This is a genomic window from Streptomyces sp. R28 (genome assembly GCF_041052385.1).
Lineage (GTDB): Bacteria > Actinomycetota > Actinomycetes > Streptomycetales > Streptomycetaceae > Streptomyces.
The window spans coordinates 3774724-3799530 of record NZ_CP163439.1 but is presented as its reverse complement, the minus strand read 5'-3'; the positions used below and the strand labels follow the sequence as shown (position 1 = coordinate 3799530).

The window sequence follows — 24807 nt, the reverse complement described above, 5'->3', positions numbered from 1 at the left end:
GGGCCCGCTGAGGGCCGCGAGCCCCCCAGCAGGCCCTTACGACTCGAAGTGCCGGCGCAGCCGGGCGTGCACCTCCGCAGGCGCCCCCACCGCATCCAGCCCCAGCAGCGCCGCCCCCAGCACCGGACTCGCCGTGACCACGCCCGGTACCGCCTTGGGGGCGCGGGACGCGAGCAAGTCCCGGATGCCGTCGATCAGTTGGGGGTGCCGTGCCGCCAGGACACCCCCGCCCAGCAGCACCGGAGCCGCCTCCTCCAGCAGGTCCAGCCGGGTCAGGGCGACCGTCGCCATCGTCACCACCTCGTCGGCCAGGCGGTCGACGATCTCGCGGGCGATCAGGTCGCCGGTCATGGCCGTGGCGAAGAGGACCGGGGTCAGTTCGTGACGGCGGACGGGGGCGATGTGTTCGAGGTGCAGGGCCTCGATCAGGGCGTACATGGTCGGCAGGCCGAAGTGGGCGGGGAGGGTGTGCGCCAACGCCGTAGGCAGTCCGCGGCCGTCCTCCGCCCTGGCCGCGTGCCACAGGGCCTCCTCCGACAGCCCCCAGCCGCCGCCCCAGTCGCCGGAGATACGGCCCAGCGCGGGGAAGCGGGCCGTACGGCCGTCGGGGCGCATGCCCACGCAGTTGATGCCGGCGCCGCAGACGACGGCCACCCCGCGGGGTTCCGTCACGCCCGCCCGCAGGATGGCGAAGGTGTCGTTGCGGACGTCGACGGTCGTGCCCCACGCGCGCGCGTGCAGCGCCGTTGCCAGTTGCTCCTCCTCCACCGGGAAGTCGGCGTTGGCCAGGCAGGCCGAGACGTGGTCGGCGCGGGTGACGCCCGCAGCGGTGAAGGCCTCTTCCACCGCTGCGGCGAGGGTGTCCATCGCCGGCTCCACGCCCACCGTGGGCGGGCGGAAGCCGCCTCCGCGGGCCGTGGCCAGGACGGTTCCGTCGGGCGCCACGACCGCCACGTCGGTCTTGCTGTTGCCCGCGTCTACGGCGAGGACACGTGCGGTCATGCCCACGCGAGGTGCTCCCGGTTGTGTGCGATCAGCTGGTCGGTGAGTTTCTCGGCGTACGCGTACTGGCCGATCAGGGGGTGGGAGAGCAGGGCTTTGAAGACCCGGCTGCGGCCGCCGTGCAGGGCTGCCTCCAGGGCCAGGTCCTCGTAGGCCGTCACCTGGGCCATCAGGCCCGCGTACAGGGGATCCGGGGGTGCCATCGGGAGAGGGGCCGCGCCCTTGGTCCCCACCCCGGCCTGTACCTCGATCACCGCGTCGTCGGGGAGGAACGGGAGCGTGCCCTTGTTGTAGGTGTTGACCACTTGGTACGGGCTGCCGGCGCCGTTCAGCAGCGCGGCCGCCAGGTCCACCGCGGCCTCCGAGTAGTACGCGCCGCCCCTCTTGGAGAGCAGTTCCGGCTTCTCGTCGAGGGCCGGGTCGGCGTAGAGGGTGAGCAACCTTCTTTCCATTTCCGCCACTTCCGCGGCGCGCGACGGTTTGGTGCGCAGTTCCCGCACCACCTCGTCGTGGGCGTAGTAGTAGCGCAGGTAGTACGACGGCACCACGCCCAGACGGTCCAGGAGGGGGCGGGGCAGGTGCAGGTCGGCGGCGATGGTGTCGCCGTGGCCGGCCAGCAGGTTCGGCAGGACGTTCTCGCCCTCGGGGCCGCCCAGGCGTACCCCGGTCTCCCAGGTGAGGTGGTTGAGGCCCACGTGGTCCAGGTGGACGTCGGCGGGGGTCACGCCGAGCATGGCCGCGAACTTGCGCTGGAAGCCGATCGCCACGTTGCACAGACCGACCGCCTTGTGGCCCGCCTGGAGCAGGGCGCGGGTGACGATGCCGACCGGGTTGGTGAAGTCGATGATCCAGGCGGTGGGGTTGGTGCGGCGGACGCGGTCCGCGATGCCCAGGACCACCGGGACGGTGCGCAGGGCTTTCGCCAGGCCGCCGGCGCCCGTCGTCTCCTGGCCCACGCAGCCGCAGTCCAGGGGCCAGGTCTCGTCCTGCTCGCGGGCCGCCTGACCGCCCACGCGGAGCTGGAGGAGGACCGCGTCCGCACCCTCCACCGCCGCGTCCAGGTCGGTCGTGGTGGTGATGGTGCCGTGGTGGCCCTGGCGTTCGAAGATGCGGCGGGCCAGGCCACCCACCAGCTCCAGACGGTCCGTCGCCGGGTCCATCAGGACCAGTTCCGCTATCGGCAGGGTGTCCCTGAGGCGGGCGAAGCCGTCGATGAGTTCGGGGGTGTAGGTCGAGCCTCCGCCGACCACGGTGAGTTTCACTGCGAGGTGCCTCGCTTCCGGGCGCCGGGATTCGTGATTATCGGCCGGGGGTCCGGGGGGTGTCCCCCGGGGAGATGCTGCACAGGTGGTTCAACCCTTCACTCCGGTGAGCGTGACGCCCTCGACGAACGCCTTCTGCGCGAAGAAGAACACGAGGATCACGGGGGCCATCACGAGCACGGTGGCGGCCATGGTGAGGTTCCAGTCGGTGTGGTGCGCGCCCTTGAACGACTCCAGGCCGTAGGAGAGCGTCCAGGCGCCCGGGTTCTCGGACGCGTAGATCTGGGGGCCGAAGTAGTCGTTCCACGCGTAGAAGAACTGGAAGAGGGCCACAGCGGCTATCCCCGGTTTCGCCATGGGGAGGACGACCCGCAGGAGTGTGCGGAATTCACCGCAGCCGTCCACCCTCGCCGCGTCCAGGTACTCGTTCGGGATCGTCATCAGGAACTGGCGCAGGAGGAAGATCGAGAACGCGTCTCCGAACGCCATCGGGATGATCAGCGGCCACAGGGTGCCCGACAGGTCCAGCTGCTTCGCCCAGAACAGGTACATCGGGATGATGACGACCTGGGGCGGCAGCATCATCATCGAGATGACGAGCATCAGGGACAGGTTCCGGCCGCGGAAGCGGAACTTGGCGAGCGCGTACGCCACGGGGACCGACGACACGACCGTGAGGACCGTGCCCAGACCCGCGTAGACCAGGGTGTTCTTCCACCAGGTCAGGAAGCCCGGTGTGTCGAAGACCTTGGTGTAGTTGCCCCACTCCCAGGTGTCCGGGATGAGGTCGCGGGTGAGCGCCTGCTGGTCGCTCATCAGCGAGGTCAGGACGACGAACACGAAGGGCAGGGTGAAGAAGAGCGCGGCCGCGACGCCCAGCGAGTGGACGGCGATCCACTCCAGCAGCGCCCTGCGCCGGGCCGTGCGCTCGGCGATGGTCGGAGCGCTCAACTCCACCGGCTTGTCCAGTACTTGGGCCATGGTCAGTCACCTGCCTGGATCAGTCCGCCCCGGCGCCGCATCAGCAGCGCCGTGAACGACATGGCCAGCGCGAACAGCACCAGCGCGACCACGCAGGCCGAGCCGTAGTCGAAGCGCTGGAAGCCGAGGTTGTAGACGAGCTGGGGGAGGGTCAGCGTCGACTTGTCCGGGTAGCCCGGCTCGAACTGCTGGCCGGATCCGCCGATGATGCCGGAGGCGACCTTCCCGGCCACCAGCGGCTGCGTGTAGTACTGCATCGTCTGGATCACGCCCGTGACGACGGCGAACATCACGATCGGCGAGATGTTCGGCAGGGTCACGAACCGGAACCGCTGCCAGGCCGACGTCCCGTCCAGCTCCGCGGCCTCGTACTGCTCCTTCGGTACGTCGAGCAGCGCGGCCATGAAGATGACCATGAGGTCGCCCACGCCCCACAGCGCCAGCGCGGTGAGGGCCGGCTTGGACCAGGCGGGGTCCGTGAACCAGCCGGGTGTCGGCAGCCCCAGGCCGTCGAGGACCGAGTTGACCGGGCCGGTGCCGGGGTTGAGGAGGAAGACGAAGGCCAGCGTCGCGGCGACCGGCGGGGCGAGGTAGGGCAGGTAGAAGAGGGTGCGGAAGACACCCGTACCGGTCTTGATCTTCGTGATCAGCAGACCGATGCCGAGCCCGAACATCACCCGGCAGGTCACCATCACCAGTACCAGCCAGAGCGTGTTGCGCAGCGCCGGCCAGAACAGCGGGTAGTCGTTGAAGACGTAGGCCCAGTTGCCCAGGCCGCGGAAGACCGGTGTGCCGAAGCCGTCGTACTTCATCAGCGAGAAGTACACGGTGGACACCAGGGGATAGGCGAAGAAGACGCCGAAACCGATGAGCCACGGTGACAGGAAGGCCACCGTTCGAAGCGCCGACCTGCGGCGCTTCGCGCGGAGAGTGTGCGTCGACATCGGGGCGCTACTTCGCCTGCTCGATGTCGGTGTCGATCTGCCGGGCGGTCTTCTCCAGACCGGCCTTCAGGTCCTTCACCTTGCCCGACTCGTACTGGTAGCCGAAGTCCTGCAGCGTCGTCTGGTACGTCGAGCCGTTGACGGAGGCCGGCGGCGTGTTCGACTCCGGGTTCTGGGCGATGTCCAGGAACGTCTTGAAGCCGGGGTCCACCTTCAGGTCGGGCGACTTCAGCGCGGCGAACGTGGAGGGCACGTTGTGGATGGCGTTGGCGAAGGACACGACAGCCTGCGTGTCGGTCGTCAGGTACTTCACCAGCTCCCAGGCCGCGTTCTGCTTCTCGCTCTGCGGGGCGATGCCGATGACCGTGCCGGAGAGGAAGCCCTTGCCGTACTCGGCGACCTCGTCGTCCGCGACGGGCATCGGGGCGGTGCCGATCTCGAAGTCGACGTCGGCCTCCTTCGCCATGCCGAGGCGCCACTCGCCGTCGAGCTGCATGGCCACCTGGCCGGTCTGGAAGGGGTGCTTGGCGCCCCACTCGTCACCGAAGGTGTTGCGGTACTTCTCCAGCTTCGCGAAGCCGCCGAGGCCGTCGATGAGCTTCTTCTGGTACGTGAACATGTCGGCGAAGGCCGGGTCCTTGGCGATGTTGGACTTGCCGTCCTTGTCGAAGTAGGCGTGGTCCCACTGGGACATGTAGTGGTCCACGACCGTCTCGTAGCCGTGGTACGTCGGCATGAAGCCGAGTTGCTCGTAGCTGTCGCCCTTGGCCTTGGTCAGCTTCTTGGCGTCCTTGGCGAACTCCGACCAGGTCTTCGGCGGGGAGGTGATGCCTGCCTTCTCGAAGGCGTCCTTGTTGTAGTAGAGGCCGTAGGCGTCGCCCAGCAGGGGCAGGGCGCAGCGGGTGCCCTCGAACTGGGTGTAGTCCAGCATCGGCTTCGGGATGATCTTGTCGAGGTCGAGCTTCGACTTCTCGATGAACGGCTTCAGGTCGAGGAAGGCGCCGGAGGAACAGAACTTGCCGATGTTGGAGGTCGTGAACGACGACACCACGTCCGGACCGCTCGAACCGCCCGCGCGCAGCGCCTGGTTGAGCTTGTCGTCATTGATGTTGCCGACGACCTTCACCGTGACGTTCGGGTGGGCCTTCTCGAAGCGGTCCACGTTCGCCTGGATCGCCTTGACCTCGGCGGGCGCGCTCCAGCCGTGCCAGAAGGTGATCGTCGTCCTGGCGTTGGGGTCGTCGGTGGCACCGGCCTCCGACTGGCCGGTGCAGGCCGTGGTGAAGAGGGCCAGGGAGGCGGTGGCGGCGAGGGCGGCGGCCGCCTTGCGGGACGGTGAGGGTATGACGTTCCAGGACTTTCCGGGCATGGCAGGGTCTCCCAAGGGCGGGACGGGGTGGGTGAGGGAAGGCGGGGGGTGAGTTACAGGGCTGGGTGAAGGGGCTGAGGCAGGGGGGGCGGGGCGCTCAGCGTGCGGTGTCGAAGACCTCGTCGCGCGTGGTCGCGAGCGCGTTCTCCAACGCGCCCCGCAGCACGGGGTGTTCACGGACGTCACCGACGACGAGCCGGGGCCGGGAGGCGGCCAGCTCCTCCAGCTCGGCCTGGACGAGGGCGCGCAGCACCTCGCCGCCGGACGTGAGGGAGGCGCCGCTGAGGACGACCAGTTCGGGGTCGAGGACCGAGACCAGGGAGGCGAGACCCGTTGCGAGCCGGGTCGCGTAGGTCTCCAGGAGGAGCCGGCCCAGGACGGTGTCCTCCGCGGCGGCCCGTTCGATGAGGGTGGCGGCCGCCTCGGCGTACGGACCCGACGGGATGTTCGCGATACCGAGTTCGCTCGCGAGCTGGGGGATCGCCTGCGAACCGGCCAGCTCCTGGTAGCCGCCACTGTTGGCTTTGGTTACCTGGCGGACCAGGGGTGCGCCCGGAACCGGCAGGAAACCTACCTCGCCCGCGCCGCCGGTCCAGCCGCGGTGCAGCCGGCCGCCGAGGACCAGGGCGGCGCCCAGGCCCCCTTCGTTCCACAGCAGCACGAAGTCCTCGTGGCCGCGAGCCGCGCCGAGCCGCTGCTCGGCCACCGCCGCGAGGTTGACGTCGTTCTCGTACTCGACCGGCATCGGCAGGGCGGCGGCGACTTCGTCCAGGAGTGCGGGGGCGTGCCAGCCGGGGAGGTGGGAGGCGTAGCGCAGCCGGCCCGTGTTGGGGTCGAAGGCGCCGGGGGTGCCGATGACGAGCCGGTGGACGTCGTCGCGGGCCAGGCCTGCCGCCTTCACCGCGCTGTCGAGGGCGTCGGTGACCTGCCGGACGACGGGCTGGGTCGGCCGCCTGCCGGGGGTGGGCAGTTCGTACGACCCCACCGTGCGGCCCGTGATGTCGGCGACGGCGGCGAGGATGCGTTCGGGGGTGACATCGAGCCCCGCGGCGTACGCGGCGGCCGGATTGACCTCGTACAGCTGGGCGCCCGGGCCGGGACGGCCCTCCGTCGTGCCGGTGGCCAGGACGAGGCCGGCGGCTTCGAGGCGGGCGAGCAACTGGGAGGCGGTCGGCTTTGAGAGGCCGGTGAGTTTGCCGATCCGCGTGCGGGACAGCGGCCCGTGCTCCAGGAGGAGGTCCAGGGCGGCACGGTCGTTCATGGCGCGCAGGACGCGCGGGGTGCCCGGCGTACCGGCGGTTCCTGCCATGGGAATCGACACCTGCCTCTCGGCTGACCAGCTTCTCAGCGATCTACGACGGAAGTCCATCCAGGATCACTGTTAGGAAAGTTTCCTATCGGGTTGTCCAGGAAGGTAGACCCGAGGGGAAGGTGCCGTCAAGAGAGGTCTATACCAGGCAACCCAGTCGTTACCCGGCGGCGCTGCGCTGCGGTGCGCGCTCGCGCCGCGGGAGCAGGAGCGGGGTCGCCAGCAGCAGAACTCCTGCGAGGGCAATGGCGGTGCGTGGTCCGGTCAGTGCCGCCAGCAGGCCCCACAGCGCCGTCATGGCCGCGGTCGTCGTACGGCCCGTGATCTGCCATGCCGACAAGGTGCGGGTGATCCGGTCCGGTGGGGTCTGGTCGAGGCGGGTGGTGGCGAGCACCGGGTTGAACACGCCCACGCACGTGATCAGGCCGAACTCGACGGCCATGATGAGCAGCAGACCGGACGTGCCCGGGCCGACGAAGGCCAGGCCGACGGGCCAGCAGGCGCGCAGGGTGCCGGCGGTGAGCAGGACCCGGCGTCGGCCGTACCGGGTGACCAGGCGCCGCGACAGGCGGGAGCCCAGCAGGCCGCCCAGGCACGGGACGGCGAAGGCGAGGCCGTACTGCCAGGGGGCGAAGCCGAGTTGGCCGAGCATGAGGACGGCGAGCACCGGGGACGGCGCCATGATCAGGGCGTTGACCAGGACCGTGTTGAGGAACAGCGGGCGCAGCGTGGGGTGGGTGAGGAGGTGCCGCCAGCCTGCCGGGAGGTCGCTCAGCCGCAGGCCCGAGGGTGAGCCAGGGCGGGTCTGCTGCCCTCCAGGCTGTTGCTTGCCGGTCTGTTGCCTGCCGGTCTGTTGCCTTTCCTTACCGCCGATCGCCCGGATCCCCAGCGCCGACAGCAGATAGCTGGCCGCGTCCGCCAGCACCGTCGCCATCGGGCCGAACGCACCGATCGCGGCCCCGCCCAGCGGTGGGCCGAGCGCGGTGGTCGTCCATGTCGTGGCTTCGAAGCGGCCGTTCGCCACGAGCAGGTCCTCCGGCGGCACGAGGGACTTCAGATACGCCCCGCTCGCCGCGGTGAACGTGATGTCCGCCGCGGCGACCACCACCGACACCACCAGCAGCTGGCCGAGGCCGAGCGCGTCCAGCGCGAAGGCGGCGGGGATGCTCAGCAGCGCCGCGCACCGGAGCAGGTCCGCCGCGACCATCACCGGCCGCTTTCGGCGCGGCTCCACCCACGCCCCGAGCGGCACCGCCACCGCCGCCCCCACCGCGAGCCCCGAGGCCGCCAGCAGCGCCACCTCGGTCGCCCCGGCGTGCAGCACGACAATCGCGATGATCGGGAACGCGTCGAAGGCGAGCCGGGTCCCGAACGCGCTGACCCCGTACGCCGCCCACAGCCACCCGAACTTCCGCCCCAACGACCGCTCGCCCGTCATCCCCAGCCCCAACCTCACGTTGACCGCAGCCATCCAAGCGAGAGGCGATTGCCCAGATCAAACAACCAACGGGCGTCCATGGTGTCCCTGGATACAACCAACGGTTGTATGCCTAGGCTGTGGCCGTGGACCTCGACGCCGTGCGCACCTTCGTCGCCGCAGCCGACGCGGGCCGGTTCCAGGACGCCGCCGCGACCCTGTCGATCACCCAGCAGGCCGTCTCCAAACGCATCGCCACGCTGGAGAGCCGCCTCGGGGTGCTGCTGTTCACCCGCGCCCCGCGCGGGGCGCGGCTCACCATCGACGGGCAGGCCTTCCTGCCGCACGCCCGCGCCCTCCTCCGGGCCGAGGAACGGGCCCTCGCCTCCGTGCGCCCCGGCCGCCGTGCCCTGCGCGTCGACGTGATCGGCCGACGGCTCGCCCCGGCGGTCCTGCTGCGCGGCTTTCACCGCGCCAACCCCGACACCGAACTCGACGTCGTCACCCTCTTCGACGCCGACGCGGCCGTCGCGGCCCTGCGCGCCGGCACGATCGACGCGTCCTTCCGCGCCGTGACCATGGCCGCGCGGAAGCTGCCCGACGGCATCGAGGCCGCCCGCGTGTACGACGAGCCGGTGCAGCTCCTGACCGGACCGGGGCACGAACTCGCCGCCGCCCGCTCGGTGACACCCGCCGAGCTCGCCGGACACCGGATCTGGATGCCCGGCATCGTCGACGGCACCGAATGGGCCGTCTACTACGACGCCCTCGCGGCCCGGTTCGGGCTCACCATCGAGGCGACCGGCCCCGACTTCGGCACCGAGCCGCTCGTCGACACGATCGCCGACTCGGCCGCACTGGCGACCTTCGTCGGCGAGGACACCCGCCTGGTCTGGCCCGCCGACCAGGACCTGCGCCGCATCCCGCTGCGCGACCCGACCCCGGTTTACCCGCACTCCCTGCTCTGGCGCGGCGACAACGCGCACCCCAGTCTCACGGCTCTTCGCGCCCACCTCGCCGCGACCCGGACCGAGCGCCGGGAGGCGGAGACCTGGATGCCCGCCTGGGCGCGGTGACCGGTTCGGCGGTGCCGCGACCGGCCGCGGCTAGGCTGCGCGGATGACGCGTGACCGTCGCCGTGCGCTGCTCGCCCTCGCCTCGCTCGCCGTGATCGTCGCGGGCGTGTCCTTCGTCTTCTGGGCGACCCGGCCCGTGCCGCACGGCGAGTGCCTGATCGCCTTCTCCCGGGTCACCAGCCTCGACAGCAAGCCGCTGACCGGGCGTGAGCTGGACGAGCTCGCCCAGCGGGAGTACGAGAAGGCGATCGCCGAGGGACGGTGCGAGGCACCGTGGCCGCGGTGGCGGGGATGGGTCGGCTGAGGCAGGGCGCGGCTACTTCGTCACGCTCGGCGGCGTCAGCGGTGTAGCCGCCTGGGCCTGCGGAGAGGACGAGTTGGAGTACGCCGACGGAGCCGCCATGCCCGCCGTCGGGTCGGTCGCGGCCGCCTCTTCCGTCGTGAGGGGAGCACGGCCGACGATCCGGATGTCGGCGGCGTCGAAGGCGCGCTTGATACGCCAGCGCAGCTCGCGTTCCACCGTCAGGGACTTGCCGGGCATCGTCTTCGCGGACACGCGTACGACCATCGAGTCCAGCAGCACGCTGTCCAGGCCGAGGACTTCGATCGGGCCCCAGAGGAGCTCGTTCCAGGGCTCCTCCTTGCTCATCTTCTCGGCGACCTCGTCGATGGTGCGCTTGACCCTGTCCAGGTCCTCGGAGGAGCGGACGGTGACGTCCACGCCGGACGTCGACCAGCCCTGCGAGAGGTTGCCGATGCGCTTGACCTCGCCGTTGCGGACGTACCAGATCTCGCCGTTGTCGCCGCGCAGCTTGGTCACGCGCAGGCCGACCTCGATGACCTCGCCGGAGGCGACGCCGGCGTCGATGGAGTCGCCGACGCCGTACTGGTCCTCAAGGATCATGAAGACGCCGGACAGGAAGTCGGTGACCAGATTGCGGGCGCCGAAGCCGATCGCCACGCCCGCCACACCGGCAGAGGCCAGCAGCGGGGCCAGGTTGATGTCGAAGGTGGAGAGGATCATCAGGGCCGCGGTGCCCATGATCAGGAAGCTCGCCACCGAGCGCAGGACCGAGCCGATCGCCTGCGAGCGCTGACGGCGCCGCTCGACATTGACCAGCAGGCCGCCGAGGGCCGTGCCGTCCACCGCCTGGGCGGTGCGGTTCATCCGGTCTATGAGCTTGGTGATCGCCCGCCGGATCGCCACTCTCAGCACCGCCGCGATCACCAGGATCAGCAGGACCTTCAGACCTATCGCGAGCCAGGTCGACCAGTTCTGCTCGACCCAGCTCGCGGCCTGGGTAGCGCTCTCGTGGGCGTCCTGGATCGACGGCACCGCCGGGGTCGTCGTCTCCGACGGGGACGGTGATGGGGTCGAACCGGCGGCCAATAGGTCGGCGGGCAAGGACACGGCTGGTACCTCCAGTGCAGCGGCCCGCCCCACCGGCAGATGGTCAAGGTCACGAAAAGGTCACCGGCAGGGCAGGTCCACCACACTATCGGGGCATCGTGTGTGGATCGTCGCCGTGTTCGAGGGAGAAACCGTGCCCACCTGGGGATGAACTGGTGGGATGAACAGTTCGTCATCCTGGGGATGAATCAGATGTGGTCGAAAACACTCCCAGCCCGTTACCGGGACATGGTGGCGCTTTCACCAGGCAAGAGGGGAGACTGACTACAGATCGTCCCGGCGCAAGCCACGCGCCGCCGACGCCCAAGGAGGCATCCGTGCCGCATGTCCTGGTCCTCAACGCGTCGTACGAGCCACTCGGCGTCGTACCGCTCCGCCGCGCGCTCGTCCTCGTCCTCGAGAACAAGGCCGTATGCCTCGAGGAGTCCGGCGCCTTCATGCACAGCGCGACCGTCACAGTCCCCGCACCCAGCGTGGTCCGGCTCAAGCGATTCGTCCGGGTTCCCTATCGGGGGCCCGTTCCTCTTACCCGCAGGGCGCTCTTCGCGCGCGACGGGGGCCGGTGCATGTACTGCGGTGGCGTCGCAACCAGCGTCGACCACGTCATCCCGCGCAGCCGCGGGGGCAAGCACGTCTGGGACAACGTGGTGGCCTCGTGCCGCCGCTGCAACCACGTGAAGGCCGATCGACACCTGTTCGAGATCGGCTGGCGGCTGCGCCACAAACCTGCTCCACCCACCGGCCTCGCCTGGCGCATCATCGGCACCGGGCATAGGGACCCGCGCTGGCTGCCGTACTTGCAGCCGTTCGGCGCGGAGGACGCCATGGCCCGGATCGACGGCATTTCCGCCTGACGACCCGGGCTTTCGCATACCCGCAGTGCCCATGTGTACGGCATCCAGCCCCGAGGGTCCCCCGTGCCCCCGGGGCCGGACAGTTGCGCGGCCGCCGGGCCGTTGTCACACGTACCGCAGCTCCGCCGGGCGGACCGAGCGGTGCAGCAGGGGCAGCGAGGTGGCCGCCGCCAGCAGGCAGCAGGCGTACACCGCGAAGGGGACCAGCAGGGAGACGTACGGCACGTCCGGCGTCGTGTACTCCGTGGTGATCGACGCGTACCAGGCGCCGATCGCCATGCCGCCGGCGCCCGCCACCACGACCGCCGGGACCAGCGGGAGCGCGGTCTCGAGGAACAGCGCCCGGGCCAGCACCCCACGCGGCACCCCGGCGGCGTTCTGCACTGCCAGGGCCCGGCGCCGGGTGGCCAGGGACTCGGCGGTGCCGACAGCGAGAGCCGACAGGATGATCCCGAGGGCGACGAGGATCGCGGCCGCCGTCAGAGCGAGGCCCGTCGTATAGAACGCCATGTTCATGCCGAGGCGGCCCACGCGGCTCATGGCGTGCACATCGGCGAGCAGTACCTGCCGCACTCCCACGAAGCCGGTGCCGACGACGGTCACCAGCAGCACGGCCGCGTGGGTGCGGGCCGCCGCCCACGGGTCGTCGCGCAGCCGTTCGGCCGCGATCAGCAGGGCCGGGCGCTGGGCCCGGACCGCGAGGACGCGGCCCAGCAGGCCGGAGGACCAGCCCGTCAGCGACACCGCCGCGGCACCGACCAGCAGGGTCAGGGCCACGATGACCGGCGGAACGGGGGAGAACCTGCGGGGCCTGTCGAACACCGAGGTCAGCAGGATCAGCGCCACCAACGCGACGAGCAGTCCGGTCACCACCAGGAACACCCGCCCCGGACGCTGGGCGGTCCGCACCCGGCGCACCCAGCCGAGCGGTGACGCCACCACCTGGCGCAACGCCAGCGCGGCCGCCGCGGCGCCCAGCGCCGGTACCCCCAGGGCGACCAGGGCGATCCCCGCCCAGGCGAGGGCGGTCGGACTGGTCCACAGGGAGAGCAGCACCGGTACCGCGACCGCGGTGGCGAGCGCCGAGCCCAGCAGACAGGCCAGCCCCGTCTCCAGTGCGGCGATCCGACGCACCTGCCAGGGAGCGGCCCCGGCCAGTCGCAGCCCGGCGAGCCGCCGGTCGCGGTGGACGGCGCCGATCCGCGCGCTCTGGCCGAGGAAGCCGAGCACCGGAACGAGGAGGAGCGCCAGGCTGAAGACCACCCCGGAGCGCTCTCCTTGGCCGTTCAGCAAGCCGTGCGCGAGCGGCACGCTGTTGTAGCCGTCGAGCGAAGCCAGCACGACGGCCGTCAGCGCGAATCCGGTCGCGAGCGCCGCCCCGACCGCGGTGAGCCCCACCCGCCACCACTCGCGCCGGTCGGATCCCCGGGTGAGCAGCCAGGCCAGCCGGAGGTCGGCCCTCATGCGGTCACCTCCGCACAGGTCACGGTTTCGCCGGTGAGCCGGAAGCCGCCGCCGTGTCCAGCGGGCCGCGTCGTCGACTCCGGTCGGGCGGCGGTCCTCCCGCCGCAGCGGAGCTCGCCCCTCATGCCGCCACCTCCAGCGGCGTCACGGTTCCGTCGGTCAGCCGCACCTCGTGGTCCGCGTACGCCGCCACCTGGGCGTCGTGCGTGATCAGCAGCACCGCCGTGCCCGACTCGCGGGCCGAGTGCGCCAGGGCCGTCATCACCTGCTCGCTCGCCAGCGAGTCCAGCGCCCCGGTCGGCTCGTCCGCGAAGACCACCTTCGGGCCGGTGACCAGGGCCCGGGCCAGGGCCGCCCGCTGGGCCTGGCCGCCGCTCATCTCGCCGGGCCGCAGCGCCTCCTGCCCGCGCACCCCGAACCGCTCCAGCCACTCACCGGCCTTCGCCTGTGCCTCCTGCCTGCGCGCGCCGGCGAGCAGCAGCGGCAGCGCCACATTGTCCAGGGCCGTCAGCTCCGGGATGAGCTGCCCGAACTGGAAGACCACGCCGAACTCCGTGCGCCGCAGCTCGCTCAGCCGCTGCTCGGGCAGCTGGTCCAGCCGCTCCCCGTCGTACGTCACCGAGCCGGTGTCCGGGCGGACGATGCCGGACAGGCAGTGCAGCAGTGTGGACTTTCCGCTGCCGCTGGCGCCGGTGACGGCGAGGATCTCGCCGGCCCGCAGTTCGATGGAGGCGCCGCGCAGGGCCTGGGTCCTGCCGTGTGCCTTGACGAGGTCACGGGCCGCGAGCAGCGGCACCGTGCCTCCCCTTGTGTTGCTCATGCTGCGTCGACCTCCGCGGTCAGGGTGGTGAGCCGGGCCGCCGTGGTCGTCATCCAGCGGAGGTCGGCATCGAGGTGGTTGAGGGCGTAGTCCGCCGAGAGCACGGTCGCGAGATCGGTACGCGGCGCGGTCTTGACCGTCGTGAGCTCCCGCATCCGCTCCATGTGGGCGGCACGCTGGGCGCGCAGATAGGCCTCGGCGTCGCCGTCGGACAGGATGGACACGACGACCTTGGCGAAGATCTCGTTCGTCACGAACGGCGCGGGCGGCGCGATCTCGCCGGCCCACTTGGCCAGTTCGCGCGCACCGTCGTCCGTCGAGCGGTACGTGGTGCGCTCGGGGCCGCCGTCCGCATCGGTGCCCTCGACCTCGGCCAGCCCGTCGCGGACCAGCCGCTGCAGGGTCGTGTAGACCTGCCCATAGGCCAGCGGGCGGGCTTGCGGGAAGCGTTCGTCGTGGCGTCGCTTGAGGTCGTAGCCATGGCTCGGCCCCGTGGCGAGCAGCCCCAACAGGATGTGGCGGGTGCTCATGCCGATCATTATGTACTGAGTACATGTACTGAGTGAATAGTGATCAGGAAATTAACCCGACAGACGCGGCGTCCGGAGCAGAATGTGCGGAACGGAATGTGACGTGAGGCATGTTGTTCGCTTCTGGACGTCTGTCCCCGCGCCTGCTGGGTAGGGCTGGCGGTAACCCGCACGCCGTACTAGAAGAGGAGGCCCCCGTGCCCACAGCATCGGCCCTGTCCAAACCCGAGGCGCCCAGCGAGCCCGAGATGTATGCAGGCGTCTTCACCGAACCGGAGATGCCCGCCTGCGTCTTCAGCGCCGAGGGCGCCTACACCGAAACCCCGCTCACCAGCGAACCGCCCCTCCCCGACGTCGAGCCCCTCACCAGCGAGCCGCCGCTCGCCGACGCCGCGCCGCTGACCAGTGAGGCGGCGACCTGGGACATGGGTATGGACACCGGTATGGACATGGACATGGATTTCCCGAGGTCGTAGATGACAGCTGAGCGGTCGGCCGAAGCCCCCACCGAGGGTTCTGAGAGTTCTGAGGGTTCCGAGGGCCGCGAGGATCTGCCCTCCGACGACCTGGCCCGCCTCGCCGAGCTGCACGGCGTCGCCACCTCCTACCAGCCGTCCGCGGACCGTACGGTCACGGCCTCCGCCACCGCGCTCGCCCTCGCCCTGGCCGCCCTCGACGTCGACACGAGCACCCCCGGGGCCGTCGGTGCCGCGCTCGACGCGCGCGAGCGGAAGCTGCGCGAGCGGCTGCTGCCGCCGACGGTCGTGTGCTGGAGCGGGGCCGAGCCCGAGGCACTGGCCGCGCTGCCGGCCGGAACCCGGCTGCACATCGAGACCGAACAGGGCGAGTCCCGCGCCACCGCCGACCAACTCCCGCCCGGCGTCCACCGCTTGACGGCCACCGCCCCCGACGGCCGTACGGCGACCAGCCACCTGGTCGTCGCCCCGCCCCGCGTGCCCGCGCCCCCCGGACGCTCGTACGGCCTCCTCGTCCAGCTCTACTCCCTGCTCTCTCGCCGCTCCTGGGGCATGGGCGACCTCGGCGACCTCGCCGACCTCGCCGCCTGGGCCGGCCGCGCGCGCGGCGCCGGATTCGTGCAGGTCAACCCGTTGCACGCGGCCGTACCGGGAGCGCCGACCGACCCTTCCCCCTATCGCCCGTCCTCCCGCCGCTTCCCCGACCCCGTGCACCTGCGGGTCGAGGACGTGCCCGAGTTCCCGTACGTCGAGGACCGCGAGCGGGTGCGGGGGCTGCTGGAGCGGGCCGGGCGGCTGCGTGAAGCAGTGCTGGAAAAGGGGGAGTTGATCGACCGGGACGCGGTGTGGGAGGCGAAGCGGGAGGCGCTGGAGCTGGTGCGCGCGGTGCCGCTCGGGCCGGGGCGCCGGGCCGCGTACGTCGACTTCCTCGCGCGGGAGGGGCAGGCGCTGGAGGACCACGCCACGTGGTGCGCGCTGGCCGAGGTGCACGGCTCGGACTGGCAGCGGTGGCCGCAGGGGCTGCGGGATCCGCGGTCGCCCGAAACCGACCGCGCGCGGGGCGAGCTCATGGACCGGGTCGACTTCCACTGCCGTCTCGCCTGGCTCACCGACGGCCAGCTGACCGCCGCCCAGCGGATCGCGCGGGAGGCGGGGATGCCCGTCGGGATCGTGCACGACCTGGCGGTCGGGGTGCACCCCGCAGGCGCGGATGCCTGGGCGCAGCAGGAGTACTTCGCGGCCGGGATGTCGGTGGGCGCCCCGCCGGACGCCTTCAACGCCCGCGGCCAGGACTGGGGGCTGCCGCCCTGGCGGCCGGACCGGCTGGCCGAATCGGGGTACGAGCCGTACCGCCGCCTGCTCAGAGCGCTCTTCCGCTACGCGGGCGCGCTGCGGATCGACCACGTCATGGGTCTGTTCCGGCTGTGGTGGGTGCCGCAGGGGCACGCGCCGACGGAGGGGACGTACGTCCGTTACGACGCCGAGGCCATGCTCGCGATCCTGGTGCTGGAGGCTTCCCGGGCCGGGGCGGTCGTGATCGGCGAGGATCTCGGCACGGTGGAGCCCGGTGTGCGTGAGACGCTGCGCGCGCGGGGCGTGCTCGGCACCTCGGTGCTGTGGTTCGAGCGGGACTGGGACGGGGGCGGCCGCCCGCTGCCGCCGGAGTCCTGGCGCGCCGACTGCCTCGCCACCGCCACCACCCACGACCTGCCGCCCACCGCGGCCCGCCTCACCGGCGAACACGTCCAACTCCGCGACAGCCTTGGCCTGTTGACCCGTCCTCTGGAGCAGGAGCGGGCGGAGGCGTCGGCGGACACGGGCGAATGGCTGGAGCTGCTCTCCCGGCTCGGCCTGCTGCAGGGCTCGCACGGCGGGCACTGCGCCTCGGAGGAGGAGGCCGAGATCCAGGCGGTCCACCGTTTTCTGCTGCGCACCCCGGCCCGCATGGTCGGCATCTGGCTCCCGGACGGCGTGGGCGACCGCCGCCCGCAGAACCTGCCGGGGACGTGGGACCAGTACCCGAACTGGCGGCTGCCGATCGCGGACGCGGAGGGGCGAGCGGTGACGCTGGAGGAACTGGCGGAGTCGGCCCGGGTGCGGGCGTTGGTGGAGGTGCTGCGGGGCGAGGCGGTCCGGCGGGAGTGACGCCCGGACGGACCGCGCCTCCTACGGCCTACGGCATACGGCACCCCGGGCGCGCGGCCCTTCCCGCCGTTCGGTACTTTTGGCCCCGTGGACAAGAAGAACGCCCTGCGCGCCGGCGCCCTGGCTGCCGGTACGACGCTGATGATGCTGCTCATGTCGTCCCCCGCGCTCGCGCTCACGCGCGACGACGGCGACGACCCCGGTCAGGGCCTGAGCGTCATGGAGACGCTGGGCCAGTTCGTCTTGGCCCCGATCGTGCTGTTCGCGGTCATCGCGGGCCTCGTGATGGTCCTGGACCGCTCCACGGACCGTCAGCCGAAGGTGAAGGCCAAGGCGAAGGCCTGATTGGCCTGCTCGGCCGATCTGCCTGATCTGCCTGATCGGGACTCTTCCGTCCGGTCACAGCTTTCCCGAGGGCGCCGCCCCTGCCGCACGTACGCGCATCCGCCGTACGTGGGCGAGGGCGGCGCCCTCGGTGTGTTCTCCGCCGGGTGCGCGGGGTGCGCCAGGTGTTCTCGGTCAGGCGGCGCTCACGCCGGGTGCGGCGCGGTCAGATAGCGCTGAAGCGTGGGCGCCAGCCATGCCACGACCTACCAGGCCGAGCGTCACCCGGTCGGCAAGGCCGTGCTCCGCAGGGCATCGGCTACCAGTACCCCGCACCGCGCGGCTCCCACCGCCTGGTCGGCGCCCGCGTCCCGGACGTGGCTCTGGAGAGCGGCCGCCTGTACGAGGCCCTGCGTGGCGGTCGGTTCGTGCTGATCGTCCCGGAAGTGAACGGGGCTCGCGGGGGCTACGAGAGTCAGGGCGCCCGGTGAGGGCCGGCTGACCGTGGAACGCTGGGCGAGCGACCGCCGCAGGACCGTGCTGGTGCGGCCCGACGGATACGTGGCGTGGGCGGCGGATTCCGCGGGCCCGCGGGCGATCGAGGAGGCGCTCGCCGTCCACGTGGGGTGAGTGAAGCCCCTCTTTTCGCGGTCGGGCCCCCTACCGCGGTTCGGGCGCCCCCGCGAGCAACTCCCGCAACAGGTCGGCCAGTCGGTCGGCCTGTTCGTCGTCGAGGGTGGACAGGGCCTCCGTCTGGACGGCCAGGCCGGCGCCGACCGCCTGGTCGATGACGTCCAACCCCTTCTCGGTGAGCGTGACTTGCAGGCCGCGGCGGTCGTGCGGATCGGGGGAGCGGCGCAGCAGGTCGGCCCGTTCCAGTTTGTCGAGCCGGCCGGTCATGCCTCCGGTGGTGAGCATCAGCGTCGCCGAGAGCTGGCGGGGCGAGAGGGTGTAGGGCTCACCGGAGCGGCGCAGGGTCGCCAGGACGTCGAACTCGCCGCGCGAGATGCCGTAGGGCGCGTAGGCCTTGTCCATGCGGTCGCCCACGGTGCGGGAGAGGCGGTAGATCCGCCCGAAGACCTCCATCGCCTTGGTGTCGAGGTCGGGCCGCACGGTCGCCCACTGGTCGATGATCGCGTCGACGGGGTCCTTGCGCTGGGGGCGTTCGCTCATGTGCCGAGTATCGGCGGTCTGATGCTGGCCTGCAAGAAAGTAACTTGACGAAAAGTAGCTTGGCGCTAAGCTACTTTCCATTGACCTACTCTCCGCTGGCCTACTTCCCTGACCTACTTCCCTGACTTGCTTTCCGCTGCCTACTTCGAAGGGGGCGTCCTCATGGCCGCCAACCGCGTCGGCGGTGTCTCTCCCGCCCTGATACTCCTCACCGCCCTCGCGCCTATCTCCTGGGGCACGACCTACGCGGTCGCCACCGAGTTCCTGCCGGCCGACCGCCCCCTGTTCACCGGCCTGATGCGCGCCCTCCCCGCGGGTCTGCTGCTGGTCGCCCTCGCCCGCGTGCTGCCGCGCGGCGTCTGGTGGTGGAAGTCGGCGGTGCTGGGGGCGCTGAACATCGGTGCTTTCTTCCCTCTCCTCTTCCTCTCCGCGTACCGGCTGCCCGGGGGTATGGCGGCGGTTGTCGGTTCGGTCGGTCCGCTGTTCGTCGTGGCTCTCTCGGCGCTGTTCCTCGGGCAGCGGCCGACGGTGCGCAACGTGCTCACCGGGGTCGTGGCGGCGTTCGGCGTCAGCCTGGTGGTGCTGAAGGCGGCCGGTGCGCTCGACCTCGTCGGCGTGCTGGCGGCCCTGGCCGCCACGGCGTCCATGTCGACCGGCACCGTGCTGACCAAGCGCTGGGGGCGCCCGGAGGGCGTCGGCCCGCTCGCCCTCACCGGCTGGCAGTTGACGGCCGGCGGCCTGCTCATCGCGCCCCTCGCCCTCCTGGTCGAGGGTGCCCCGCCCGCGCTCGACGGCCGGGCGGTCGGCGGCTACCTCTATCTGGCGCTGGCGAACACGGCGGTCGCGTACTGGCTCTGGTTCCGCGGCATCGGCCGCCTCAGCGCCACGCAGGTCACCTTCCTCGGCCCGCTGTCCCCGTTGACCGCCGCCGTGGTCGGCTGGGCGGCGCTGGGACAGGCGCTGACCCCGCTCCAGCTGGCGGGCATGGCGCTCGCGTTCGGGGCGACGGTCGTGGGGCAGATCGGGGTGGGCCGGGCTGGACAGGTGTCCCCGCGATTGTTCAGTTCTGCTGAAAAGACTCATCGGAAAGATTCGATGGACCTGACAGGTCCGGCGCTGCGACGGTAGATCGAGCCCGATCACCGACCAGCGAAGGATCTCCGTGCCCCTCGTCCTCCCCAGGACCGCCACCCCTGCCCCTGCCCCTGCCCCCGCCTCCACCCTCAGCCCTCCCTCCCTCCCCAGGGCAACCGTCCTCGGGATCGCCCTCGCCGCCCTCGCCACCGTCGTCTGGTCCGGCAGCTTCGTCACCTCCCGCGCGCTGCACGACAGCGTGCCGCCGGTGCAGCAGGCGTTCTGGAGGTGGCTGGTGGCGCTGGCCGCGGTGGCTCCCTTCGGTGCCCGGCAGGCGTGGCGGCAGCGGAAGGTGATCCGCCGCCACCTCGGGTTCGTGCTCCTCGCTTCTCTCCTCGGCATCACCACGTACAACACCCTGGTCAACCAGGCCGGGTTGACCACGCCCGCCGCCAACATGGGCATGATCATGGCCGCTTCACCGGTCCTGATGGCCGTGTTCGAGCGGGCCGCGGGGGTACGGCTGGGCGCGCGCCGGGTGGCGGGGCTGCTGACGGCCTGTGCGGGCGTCGTGCTGCTGATCGGGGGTGGCGCGGGCGGGGCCCGTTTCGCGGCGGGGGACCTGTGGATGGTGGCCGCGGCCTGCTGCTTCGCCTCCTACAGCGGTCTGTTGCGGCGCAAGCCCGCCGAACTGGGCGGGGTGGCCTTCCTGTTCACCACGTTCCTGCTCGGTGCGGTCCTGCTGGCGCCCGCACAGGGGGTCAGCCTGGCGGTGCAGGGCGGCTTCGAGCCGACGGCCGGGACCGTCCTGCCGATCCTGTACGTGGGAGTCGTCTCCTCGGCCGTCGCCTTCTTCGCCTGGAACAGGGCGATCGCACTGGTCGGCCCGAGCCGCGCCGGGGTCGTCTACTACCTCCAGCCGGTGTGCGTGTCCCTGCTGTCCTGGACGGTGCTGGGCGAGGCGACCGGCTGGACGCAGGTGCTGTGCATGGCGCTGATCCTCGGCGGGGTCGTCCTGGGTGCCGGGTCGCGTCGGTGACGTAGGTTGCCGCCATGGTCGAGTGGGACATCCGGAAGCTGCAGATCCTGCGGACGTTGCGGGAGCGGGGGACCGTGACGGCGACCGCCGAGGCGCTGCGGATGACGCCGTCGGCCGTGTCGCAGCAGCTGACGAATCTCGCCAAGCAGCTCGGGGTGCCGCTGCTGGAGGCACAGGGGCGGCGGGTGCGGCTGACGGACGCGGCGCGGCTGGTGCTGCGGCACGCCGAGGCCGTGTTCGAGCAACTGGAGCGGGCGGACGCCGAGTTGGCGGCGTACCTGCACGGCGAGGTCGGGGAGGTGCGGGTCGGGGCGTTCTCCACGGCGGTGCCGGCGCTGGTCGTACCGGCTGTGCGGGCGCTGCGTGCGTCGCATCCCGGCGTGGTCGTACGGGTGCGGGAGGCCGAGGCCCAAGAGGCCTACGAGCTGCTGGCCGCCGGCGAGGTCGACCTCGCGCTGTCCCTCGCGGCGCAGGCACCGGTGGTGGGGGACGCGCGCTTCACTCGGGTGCCGTTGCTGGCGGATCCGCTGGACGTGGCCCTCCCCAAGGGGCACGAGCTGGCGAGTGTCGAAGGGCTTCGGCTGGCCGATCTCGCGGGGGAGGAGTGGATCTTCGGGGGGAGCGGGCCGTGGTCGGACATCACGCGGGGGGGCGTGCGAGGCAGCGGGGTTCAGTCCTCGGCAGGGGCATTCCGCAGCCGGGTGGACGGCGATCCTGGCGATGGTGGAGGCGGGCATGGGGGTGGCGTTGGTACCGCGGATGGCTGCCGTGCCGAGGGGCGGGGTCGTGATGCGGGAGCTGGGCGCCGAGCATCCGGTCCGGCATGTGGTGGCAGCCATGCGCAAGGGCGGGGCGGATGCGCCGGCGGTGCGCAGGACGCTCGACGCTCTGCGAAGTGCCGCCGCCACGTAGCCGGGCACGTCAGGCCCTCGTTCTCCTGTGCTCAGGGCCGGCGCACCTCGTAGAGGAAGCAGCCGTACTCGACGGCCCGGACGTGGACGAGCGCCACGGCCGGGTCGGCGAAGGCCTCCCGCAACGCCGTGGCGAACAGGCTCGTGTCCTCGACCAGCTGTCCGCCGAGGATGGTCCCTTCGGCCGAGTACCGGCGGACCACGCGCCGAGCGTTTACGAAGGGCAGGCTCTCCAGCTGAGGCCCCGCGCACTGAGCCGCATGGATGAAGACGGGCCCCTGCTCGCCGTACGCCCCGGGATCGACGCCGGTCTCGGCCGCCCAGCGGCGCAGCGGAGCGTAGGAGACGAGGGCGATCCGCTCGCCGGGCGTGCTGTGGCGCAGGCAGCAGCGCAACGGAGACCCGCCATCCTCGTCGGTCACGGGAACCATCCGGCGCCCCGCATCGTCAGCAGAGCGCAACTCCTTCAGGGCCGTCGGAGAGAGAGGACGTGCGAAGTAGGTCGTCATGGCCCCAGCCTCACGCGCGTCCGCCCCGCCCACCGGCGGTAAACGGACTTCGCGCTCCGTGCAGCTCCCGTGGAAGGATGGCGCAACCCACACATATCGAGGAGATGACCGCGTGCCTGGCACAAACCTGACTCGCGAAGAGGCACAGCAGCGGGCGAAGCTGCTCACTGTTGACTCGTACGAGATCGATCTCGACCTCTCCGGCGCGCAGGAGGGCGGCACCTACCGGTCCGTGACCACGGTGCGCTTCGACGTCGCCGAAAACGGCGCCGACTCCTTCATCGACCTCGTGGCCCCGACCGTCCACGAGGTGACCCTCAACGGCGACCCGCTGGACGCGGCCGAGGTCTTCAAGGACTCCCGGATCGCGCTGGCCGGCCTGCTGGAGGGCCGCAACGTCCTTCGGGTCGTCGCCGACTGCGCGTACACCAACACGGGTGAGGGCCTGCACCGCTTCGTCGACCCGGTCGACCAGCAGGCCTACCTCTACACCCAGTTCGAGGTCCCGGACGCCCGCCGCGTCTTCGCGTCCTTCGAGCAGCCCGACCTGAAGGCCACCTTCCAGTTCACCGTGAAGGCCCCGGAGGGCTGGACGGTGATCTCCAACTCGCCCACCCCGGAGCCCAAGGACAGCGTCTGGGCCTTCGAGCCGACGCCGCGCATCTCGACGTACATCACGGCGCTCATCGTCGGCCCGTACCACTCGGTGCACAGCGTCTACGAGAAGGACGGCCAGTCCGTCCCGCTCGGCATCTACTGCCGTCCCTCGCTCGCCGGGTACCTCGACTCGGACGCGATCTTCGAGGTGACGCGGCAGGGCTTCGACTGGTTCCAGGAGAAGTTCGACTACGCGTACCCGTTCAAGAAGTACGACCAGCTGTTCGTGCCGGAGTTCAACGCGGGCGCGATGGAGAACGCGGGCGCGGTGACCATCCGCGACCAGTACGTCTTCCGGTCCAAGGTGACGAACGCGGCGTACGAGACGCGCTCGGAGACCATCCTGCACGAGCTGGCCCACATGTGGTTCGGTGACCTGGTCACCATGGAGTGGTGGAACGACCTCTGGCTGAACGAGTCGTTCGCCACGTACACGTCCATCGCCTGCCAGGCGTACGCGCCCGAGTCGCGCTGGCCGCACGCGTGGACCACCTTCGCCAACCAGATGAAGACGTGGGCGTACCGCCAGGACCAGCTGCCGTCGACGCACCCGATCATGGCCGAGATCCGCGACCTGGACGACGTGCTCGTCAACTTCGACGGCATCACCTACGCCAAGGGCGCCTCCGTCCTCAAGCAGCTCGTCGCCTACGTCGGCGAGGACGAGTTCTTCCAGGGCGTCCAGGCGTACTTCAAGCGCCACGCCTTCGGCAACACGCGCCTGTCCGACCTGCTGGGCGCCCTGGAGGAGACCTCCGGCCGCGACCTGAAGACCTGGTCGAAGCAGTGGCTGGAGACGGCGGGCATCAACATCCTGCGCCCCGAGATCGAGACGGACGCCGACGGTGTGATCACGTCCTTCGCGATCCGCCAGGAGGCCCCGGCGCTGCCGACGGGCGCGAAGGGCGAGCCGACCCTGCGTCCGCACCGCATCGCGGTCGGCCTCTACAACCTCGACGAGGCGACGGGCAAGCTGCTGCGCGACGAGCGCATCGAGCTGGACGTGGACGGCGAACTGACCGCCGTACCGCAGCTGGCGGGCACCCGCCGTCCGGACGTGGTCCTCCTCAACGACGACGACCTGTCGTACGCGAAGGTCCGCCTGGACGAGGAGTCCCTGGCGTTCGTGACGCGGCACCTCGGCGACTTCGAGGCCTCGCTGCCCCGGGCGCTGTGCTGGGCGTCGTCCTGGGACATGACGCGCGACGCGGAACTCGCCACCCGCGACTACGTCTCCCTGGTCCTGTCGGGCATCGGCAAGGAGTCCGACATCGGCCTCGTGCAGTCGCTGCAGCGCCAGGTGAAGCTGGCGATCGAGCTGTACGCCGACCCGGCGGCCCGCGAGGCCCTGCTGACCCGCTGGACGGACGCCACGCTGGCTCATCTGCGTTCCGCCGATGCGGGCAGCGACCACCAGCTGGCGTGGGCGCGGGCGTTCGCGGCGACGGCCCGCACGCCGGAGCAGCTGGACCTGCTGGAGGCCCTGCTGGACGGCTCCCAGTCGATCGAGGGCCTGGCCGTCGACACGGAGCTGCGCTGGGCGTTCGTGGAGCGCCTGGCGGCGGTGGGCCGCTTCGACGAGACGGAGATCGCGGGCGAGTACGAGCGGGACCGGACGGCGGCCGGCGAGCGGCACGCCGCCACGGCCCGCGCCGCCCGCCCGACCGCGGAGGCCAAGGCCGAGGCCTGGTCGTCGGTCATCGACTCCGACAAGCTCCCGAACGCCCTTCAGGAAGCGGTCATCGTCGGCTTCGTCCAGACCGACCAGCGCGAACTCCTGGCCTCCTACACGGACAGGTTCTTCGAGGTGGTCAAGGACATCTGGGACGCCCGCTCGCACGAGATCGCCCAGCAGATCGCGACCGGCCTGTACCCGTCACTCCAGGTCTCCGAGGAGACCCTGCGCAAGACGGACACCTGGCTCGCCGAGACCGACCCGAACGCGGCCCTGCGCCGCCTGGTCTCGGAGTCCCGGGCGGGTGTCGAGCGCGCGCTGAAGGCCCAGGCGGCGGACGCGGCGGCCGCGGAGTAGCCGTACGTACGCCCAAGGGGCGCCCACC

Annotated in this window: 23 protein-coding genes and 1 pseudogene; 11 read left to right on the top strand and 13 right to left on the bottom strand. The window is 71.3% G+C overall.

Translation table 11 applies throughout. The features are described from left to right. Positions 1–36: 36 nt before the first annotated feature. The 7 genes from AB5J49_RS16745 to AB5J49_RS16715 form a co-directional block, all read right to left on the bottom strand. Positions 37–1008: an N-acetylglucosamine kinase gene (locus AB5J49_RS16745; RefSeq protein WP_369169431.1), complete on the bottom strand. Its 972-nt coding sequence runs from the start codon at positions 1006–1008 to the stop codon at positions 37–39. Next, the gene (locus tag AB5J49_RS16740) at positions 999–2264 is read right to left on the bottom strand and encodes a 6-phospho-beta-glucosidase (protein ID WP_369169430.1); all 1266 of its coding nucleotides are present in this window, start codon (positions 2262–2264) and stop codon (positions 999–1001) included. The genes AB5J49_RS16745 and AB5J49_RS16740 overlap by 10 nt, the downstream gene beginning before the upstream one ends. 90 nt (positions 2265–2354) lie before the next feature. Beyond that, on the bottom strand, positions 2355–3245 hold the full coding sequence (locus AB5J49_RS16735) for a carbohydrate ABC transporter permease (protein ID WP_369169429.1): 891 nt from the start codon (positions 3243–3245) through the stop codon (positions 2355–2357). A 2-nt stretch (positions 3246–3247) separates the two neighbouring features. Continuing rightward, positions 3248–4189, bottom strand: a complete 942-nt coding sequence (locus tag AB5J49_RS16730) for a carbohydrate ABC transporter permease (protein WP_369169428.1) — start codon at positions 4187–4189, stop codon at positions 3248–3250. Between the two features lie 7 nt (positions 4190–4196). Beyond that, on the bottom strand, positions 4197–5534 hold the full coding sequence (locus AB5J49_RS16725) for an ABC transporter substrate-binding protein (RefSeq protein ID WP_369175161.1): 1338 nt from the start codon (positions 5532–5534) through the stop codon (positions 4197–4199). A gap of 121 nt (positions 5535–5655) precedes the next feature. Continuing rightward, positions 5656–6867: an ROK family protein gene (locus AB5J49_RS16720; RefSeq protein ID WP_369169427.1), complete on the bottom strand. Its 1212-nt coding sequence runs from the start codon at positions 6865–6867 to the stop codon at positions 5656–5658. A gap of 160 nt (positions 6868–7027) precedes the next feature. Beyond that, complete coding sequence (locus tag AB5J49_RS16715; RefSeq protein WP_369175160.1) at positions 7028–8305, bottom strand: MFS transporter; 1278 nt, start codon at positions 8303–8305, stop codon at positions 7028–7030. A 125-nt stretch (positions 8306–8430) separates the two neighbouring features. On the opposite strand from AB5J49_RS16715, the gene AB5J49_RS16710 reads away from it, so the two are divergent. Together AB5J49_RS16710 and AB5J49_RS16705 are read left to right on the top strand one after the other, a co-directional pair. After that, on the top strand, positions 8431–9360 hold the full coding sequence (locus AB5J49_RS16710) for a LysR family transcriptional regulator (protein WP_369169426.1): 930 nt from the start codon (positions 8431–8433) through the stop codon (positions 9358–9360). Between the two features lie 43 nt (positions 9361–9403). Next, positions 9404–9664: a hypothetical protein gene (locus tag AB5J49_RS16705; RefSeq protein WP_369169425.1), complete on the top strand. Its 261-nt coding sequence runs from the start codon at positions 9404–9406 to the stop codon at positions 9662–9664. Between the two features lie 12 nt (positions 9665–9676). Here the strand turns inward: AB5J49_RS16705 and AB5J49_RS16700 are convergent, their stop codons facing one another. Continuing rightward, a complete protein-coding gene (locus tag AB5J49_RS16700; RefSeq protein ID WP_369169424.1) occupies positions 9677–10771 on the bottom strand; it encodes a mechanosensitive ion channel family protein in 1095 nt (364 codons plus the stop codon). A gap of 317 nt (positions 10772–11088) precedes the next feature. On the opposite strand from AB5J49_RS16700, the gene AB5J49_RS16695 reads away from it, so the two are divergent. Beyond that, positions 11089–11625 (top strand): HNH endonuclease, encoded by a 537-nt coding sequence (locus tag AB5J49_RS16695; protein WP_030049754.1) that lies wholly within the window; start codon positions 11089–11091, stop codon positions 11623–11625. A gap of 105 nt (positions 11626–11730) precedes the next feature. Here AB5J49_RS16695 and AB5J49_RS16690 read toward each other — a convergent pair whose 3' ends face one another. From AB5J49_RS16690 to AB5J49_RS16680, 3 genes are all read right to left on the bottom strand, one after another. Further along, positions 11731–13089 (bottom strand): ABC transporter permease, encoded by a 1359-nt coding sequence (locus AB5J49_RS16690; protein WP_369169423.1) that lies wholly within the window; start codon positions 13087–13089, stop codon positions 11731–11733. Positions 13090–13210: 121 nt separating this feature from the next. After that, positions 13211–13909 (bottom strand): ABC transporter ATP-binding protein, encoded by a 699-nt coding sequence (locus AB5J49_RS16685; protein WP_369169422.1) that lies wholly within the window; start codon positions 13907–13909, stop codon positions 13211–13213. Further along, a complete protein-coding gene (locus tag AB5J49_RS16680) occupies positions 13906–14439 on the bottom strand; it encodes a PadR family transcriptional regulator (protein WP_369169421.1) in 534 nt (177 codons plus the stop codon). The genes AB5J49_RS16685 and AB5J49_RS16680 overlap by 4 nt, the downstream gene beginning before the upstream one ends. 248 nt (positions 14440–14687) lie before the next feature. Here AB5J49_RS16680 and AB5J49_RS16675 point away from each other — a divergent pair, with 248 nt between their 5' ends. The 4 genes from AB5J49_RS16675 (at position 14688) to AB5J49_RS16660 (ending at position 18014) form a co-directional block, all read left to right on the top strand. After that, entirely contained in the window at positions 14688–14915 is a 228-nt protein-coding gene (locus AB5J49_RS16675; protein ID WP_369175158.1) for a hypothetical protein, read from the top strand. Next, complete coding sequence (gene malQ / locus AB5J49_RS16670) at positions 14916–17060, top strand: 4-alpha-glucanotransferase (RefSeq protein ID WP_369169420.1); 2145 nt, start codon at positions 14916–14918, stop codon at positions 17058–17060. An 87-nt stretch (positions 17061–17147) separates the two neighbouring features. Continuing rightward, a complete protein-coding gene (locus AB5J49_RS16665; protein WP_369169419.1) occupies positions 17148–17405 on the top strand; it encodes a hypothetical protein in 258 nt (85 codons plus the stop codon). Positions 17406–17888: 483 nt separating this feature from the next. Then, positions 17889–18014, top strand: a complete 126-nt coding sequence (locus AB5J49_RS16660; RefSeq protein ID WP_369169418.1) for a hypothetical protein — start codon at positions 17889–17891, stop codon at positions 18012–18014. A 30-nt stretch (positions 18015–18044) separates the two neighbouring features. Here the strand turns inward: AB5J49_RS16660 and AB5J49_RS16655 are convergent, their stop codons facing one another. Continuing rightward, on the bottom strand, positions 18045–18557 hold the full coding sequence (locus tag AB5J49_RS16655; protein ID WP_369169417.1) for a MarR family winged helix-turn-helix transcriptional regulator: 513 nt from the start codon (positions 18555–18557) through the stop codon (positions 18045–18047). Between the two features lie 162 nt (positions 18558–18719). Between AB5J49_RS16655 and AB5J49_RS16650 the strand changes: the two genes are divergently transcribed. The 3 genes and pseudogenes from AB5J49_RS16650 to AB5J49_RS16640 all read left to right on the top strand — a co-directional run bounded on the left by AB5J49_RS16650 (position 18720) and on the right by AB5J49_RS16640 (position 21582). Further along, entirely contained in the window at positions 18720–19685 is a 966-nt protein-coding gene (locus AB5J49_RS16650; RefSeq protein ID WP_369169416.1) for an EamA family transporter, read from the top strand. Between the two features lie 133 nt (positions 19686–19818). Beyond that, on the top strand, positions 19819–20670 hold the full coding sequence (locus AB5J49_RS16645) for a DMT family transporter (protein WP_369175157.1): 852 nt from the start codon (positions 19819–19821) through the stop codon (positions 20668–20670). Between the two features lie 14 nt (positions 20671–20684). After that, a pseudogene (locus AB5J49_RS16640) lies at positions 20685–21582 on the top strand (LysR family transcriptional regulator). A 31-nt stretch (positions 21583–21613) separates the two neighbouring features. On the opposite strand, the gene AB5J49_RS16635 reads toward AB5J49_RS16640, so the two are convergent. Further along, positions 21614–22090, bottom strand: coding sequence for a DUF1203 domain-containing protein (locus AB5J49_RS16635; RefSeq protein WP_369169415.1), 477 nt, complete (start codon positions 22088–22090; stop codon positions 21614–21616). Between the two features lie 112 nt (positions 22091–22202). Between AB5J49_RS16635 and pepN the strand changes: the two genes are divergently transcribed. Beyond that, positions 22203–24779, top strand: a complete 2577-nt coding sequence (gene pepN, locus AB5J49_RS16630; protein WP_369169414.1) for an aminopeptidase N — start codon at positions 22203–22205, stop codon at positions 24777–24779. The last annotated feature ends 28 nt before the right edge of the window (positions 24780–24807 follow it).

Coding starts and splice junctions, on each gene's coding strand:
- AB5J49_RS16735 (WP_369169429.1), bottom strand. CDS start 3,245: ATGGCCCAAGTACTGGACAAGCCGGTGGAGTTGAGCGCTCCGACCATC.
- AB5J49_RS16730 (WP_369169428.1), bottom strand. CDS start 4,189: ATGTCGACGCACACTCTCCGCGCGAAGCGCCGCAGGTCGGCGCTTCGA.
- AB5J49_RS16720 (WP_369169427.1), bottom strand. CDS start 6,867: ATGGCAGGAACCGCCGGTACGCCGGGCACCCCGCGCGTCCTGCGCGCC.
- AB5J49_RS16715 (WP_369175160.1), bottom strand. CDS start 8,305: ATGACGGGCGAGCGGTCGTTGGGGCGGAAGTTCGGGTGGCTGTGGGCG.
- AB5J49_RS16705 (WP_369169425.1), top strand. CDS start 9,404: ATGACGCGTGACCGTCGCCGTGCGCTGCTCGCCCTCGCCTCGCTCGCC.
- AB5J49_RS16690 (WP_369169423.1), bottom strand. CDS start 13,089: ATGAGGGCCGACCTCCGGCTGGCCTGGCTGCTCACCCGGGGATCCGAC.
- AB5J49_RS16685 (WP_369169422.1), bottom strand. CDS start 13,909: ATGAGCAACACAAGGGGAGGCACGGTGCCGCTGCTCGCGGCCCGTGAC.
- AB5J49_RS16680 (WP_369169421.1), bottom strand. CDS start 14,439: ATGAGCACCCGCCACATCCTGTTGGGGCTGCTCGCCACGGGGCCGAGC.
- AB5J49_RS16675 (WP_369175158.1), top strand. CDS start 14,688: ATGTATGCAGGCGTCTTCACCGAACCGGAGATGCCCGCCTGCGTCTTC.
- malQ (WP_369169420.1), top strand. CDS start 14,916: ATGACAGCTGAGCGGTCGGCCGAAGCCCCCACCGAGGGTTCTGAGAGT.
- AB5J49_RS16655 (WP_369169417.1), bottom strand. CDS start 18,557: ATGAGCGAACGCCCCCAGCGCAAGGACCCCGTCGACGCGATCATCGAC.
- AB5J49_RS16650 (WP_369169416.1), top strand. CDS start 18,720: ATGGCCGCCAACCGCGTCGGCGGTGTCTCTCCCGCCCTGATACTCCTC.
- AB5J49_RS16635 (WP_369169415.1), bottom strand. CDS start 22,090: ATGACGACCTACTTCGCACGTCCTCTCTCTCCGACGGCCCTGAAGGAG.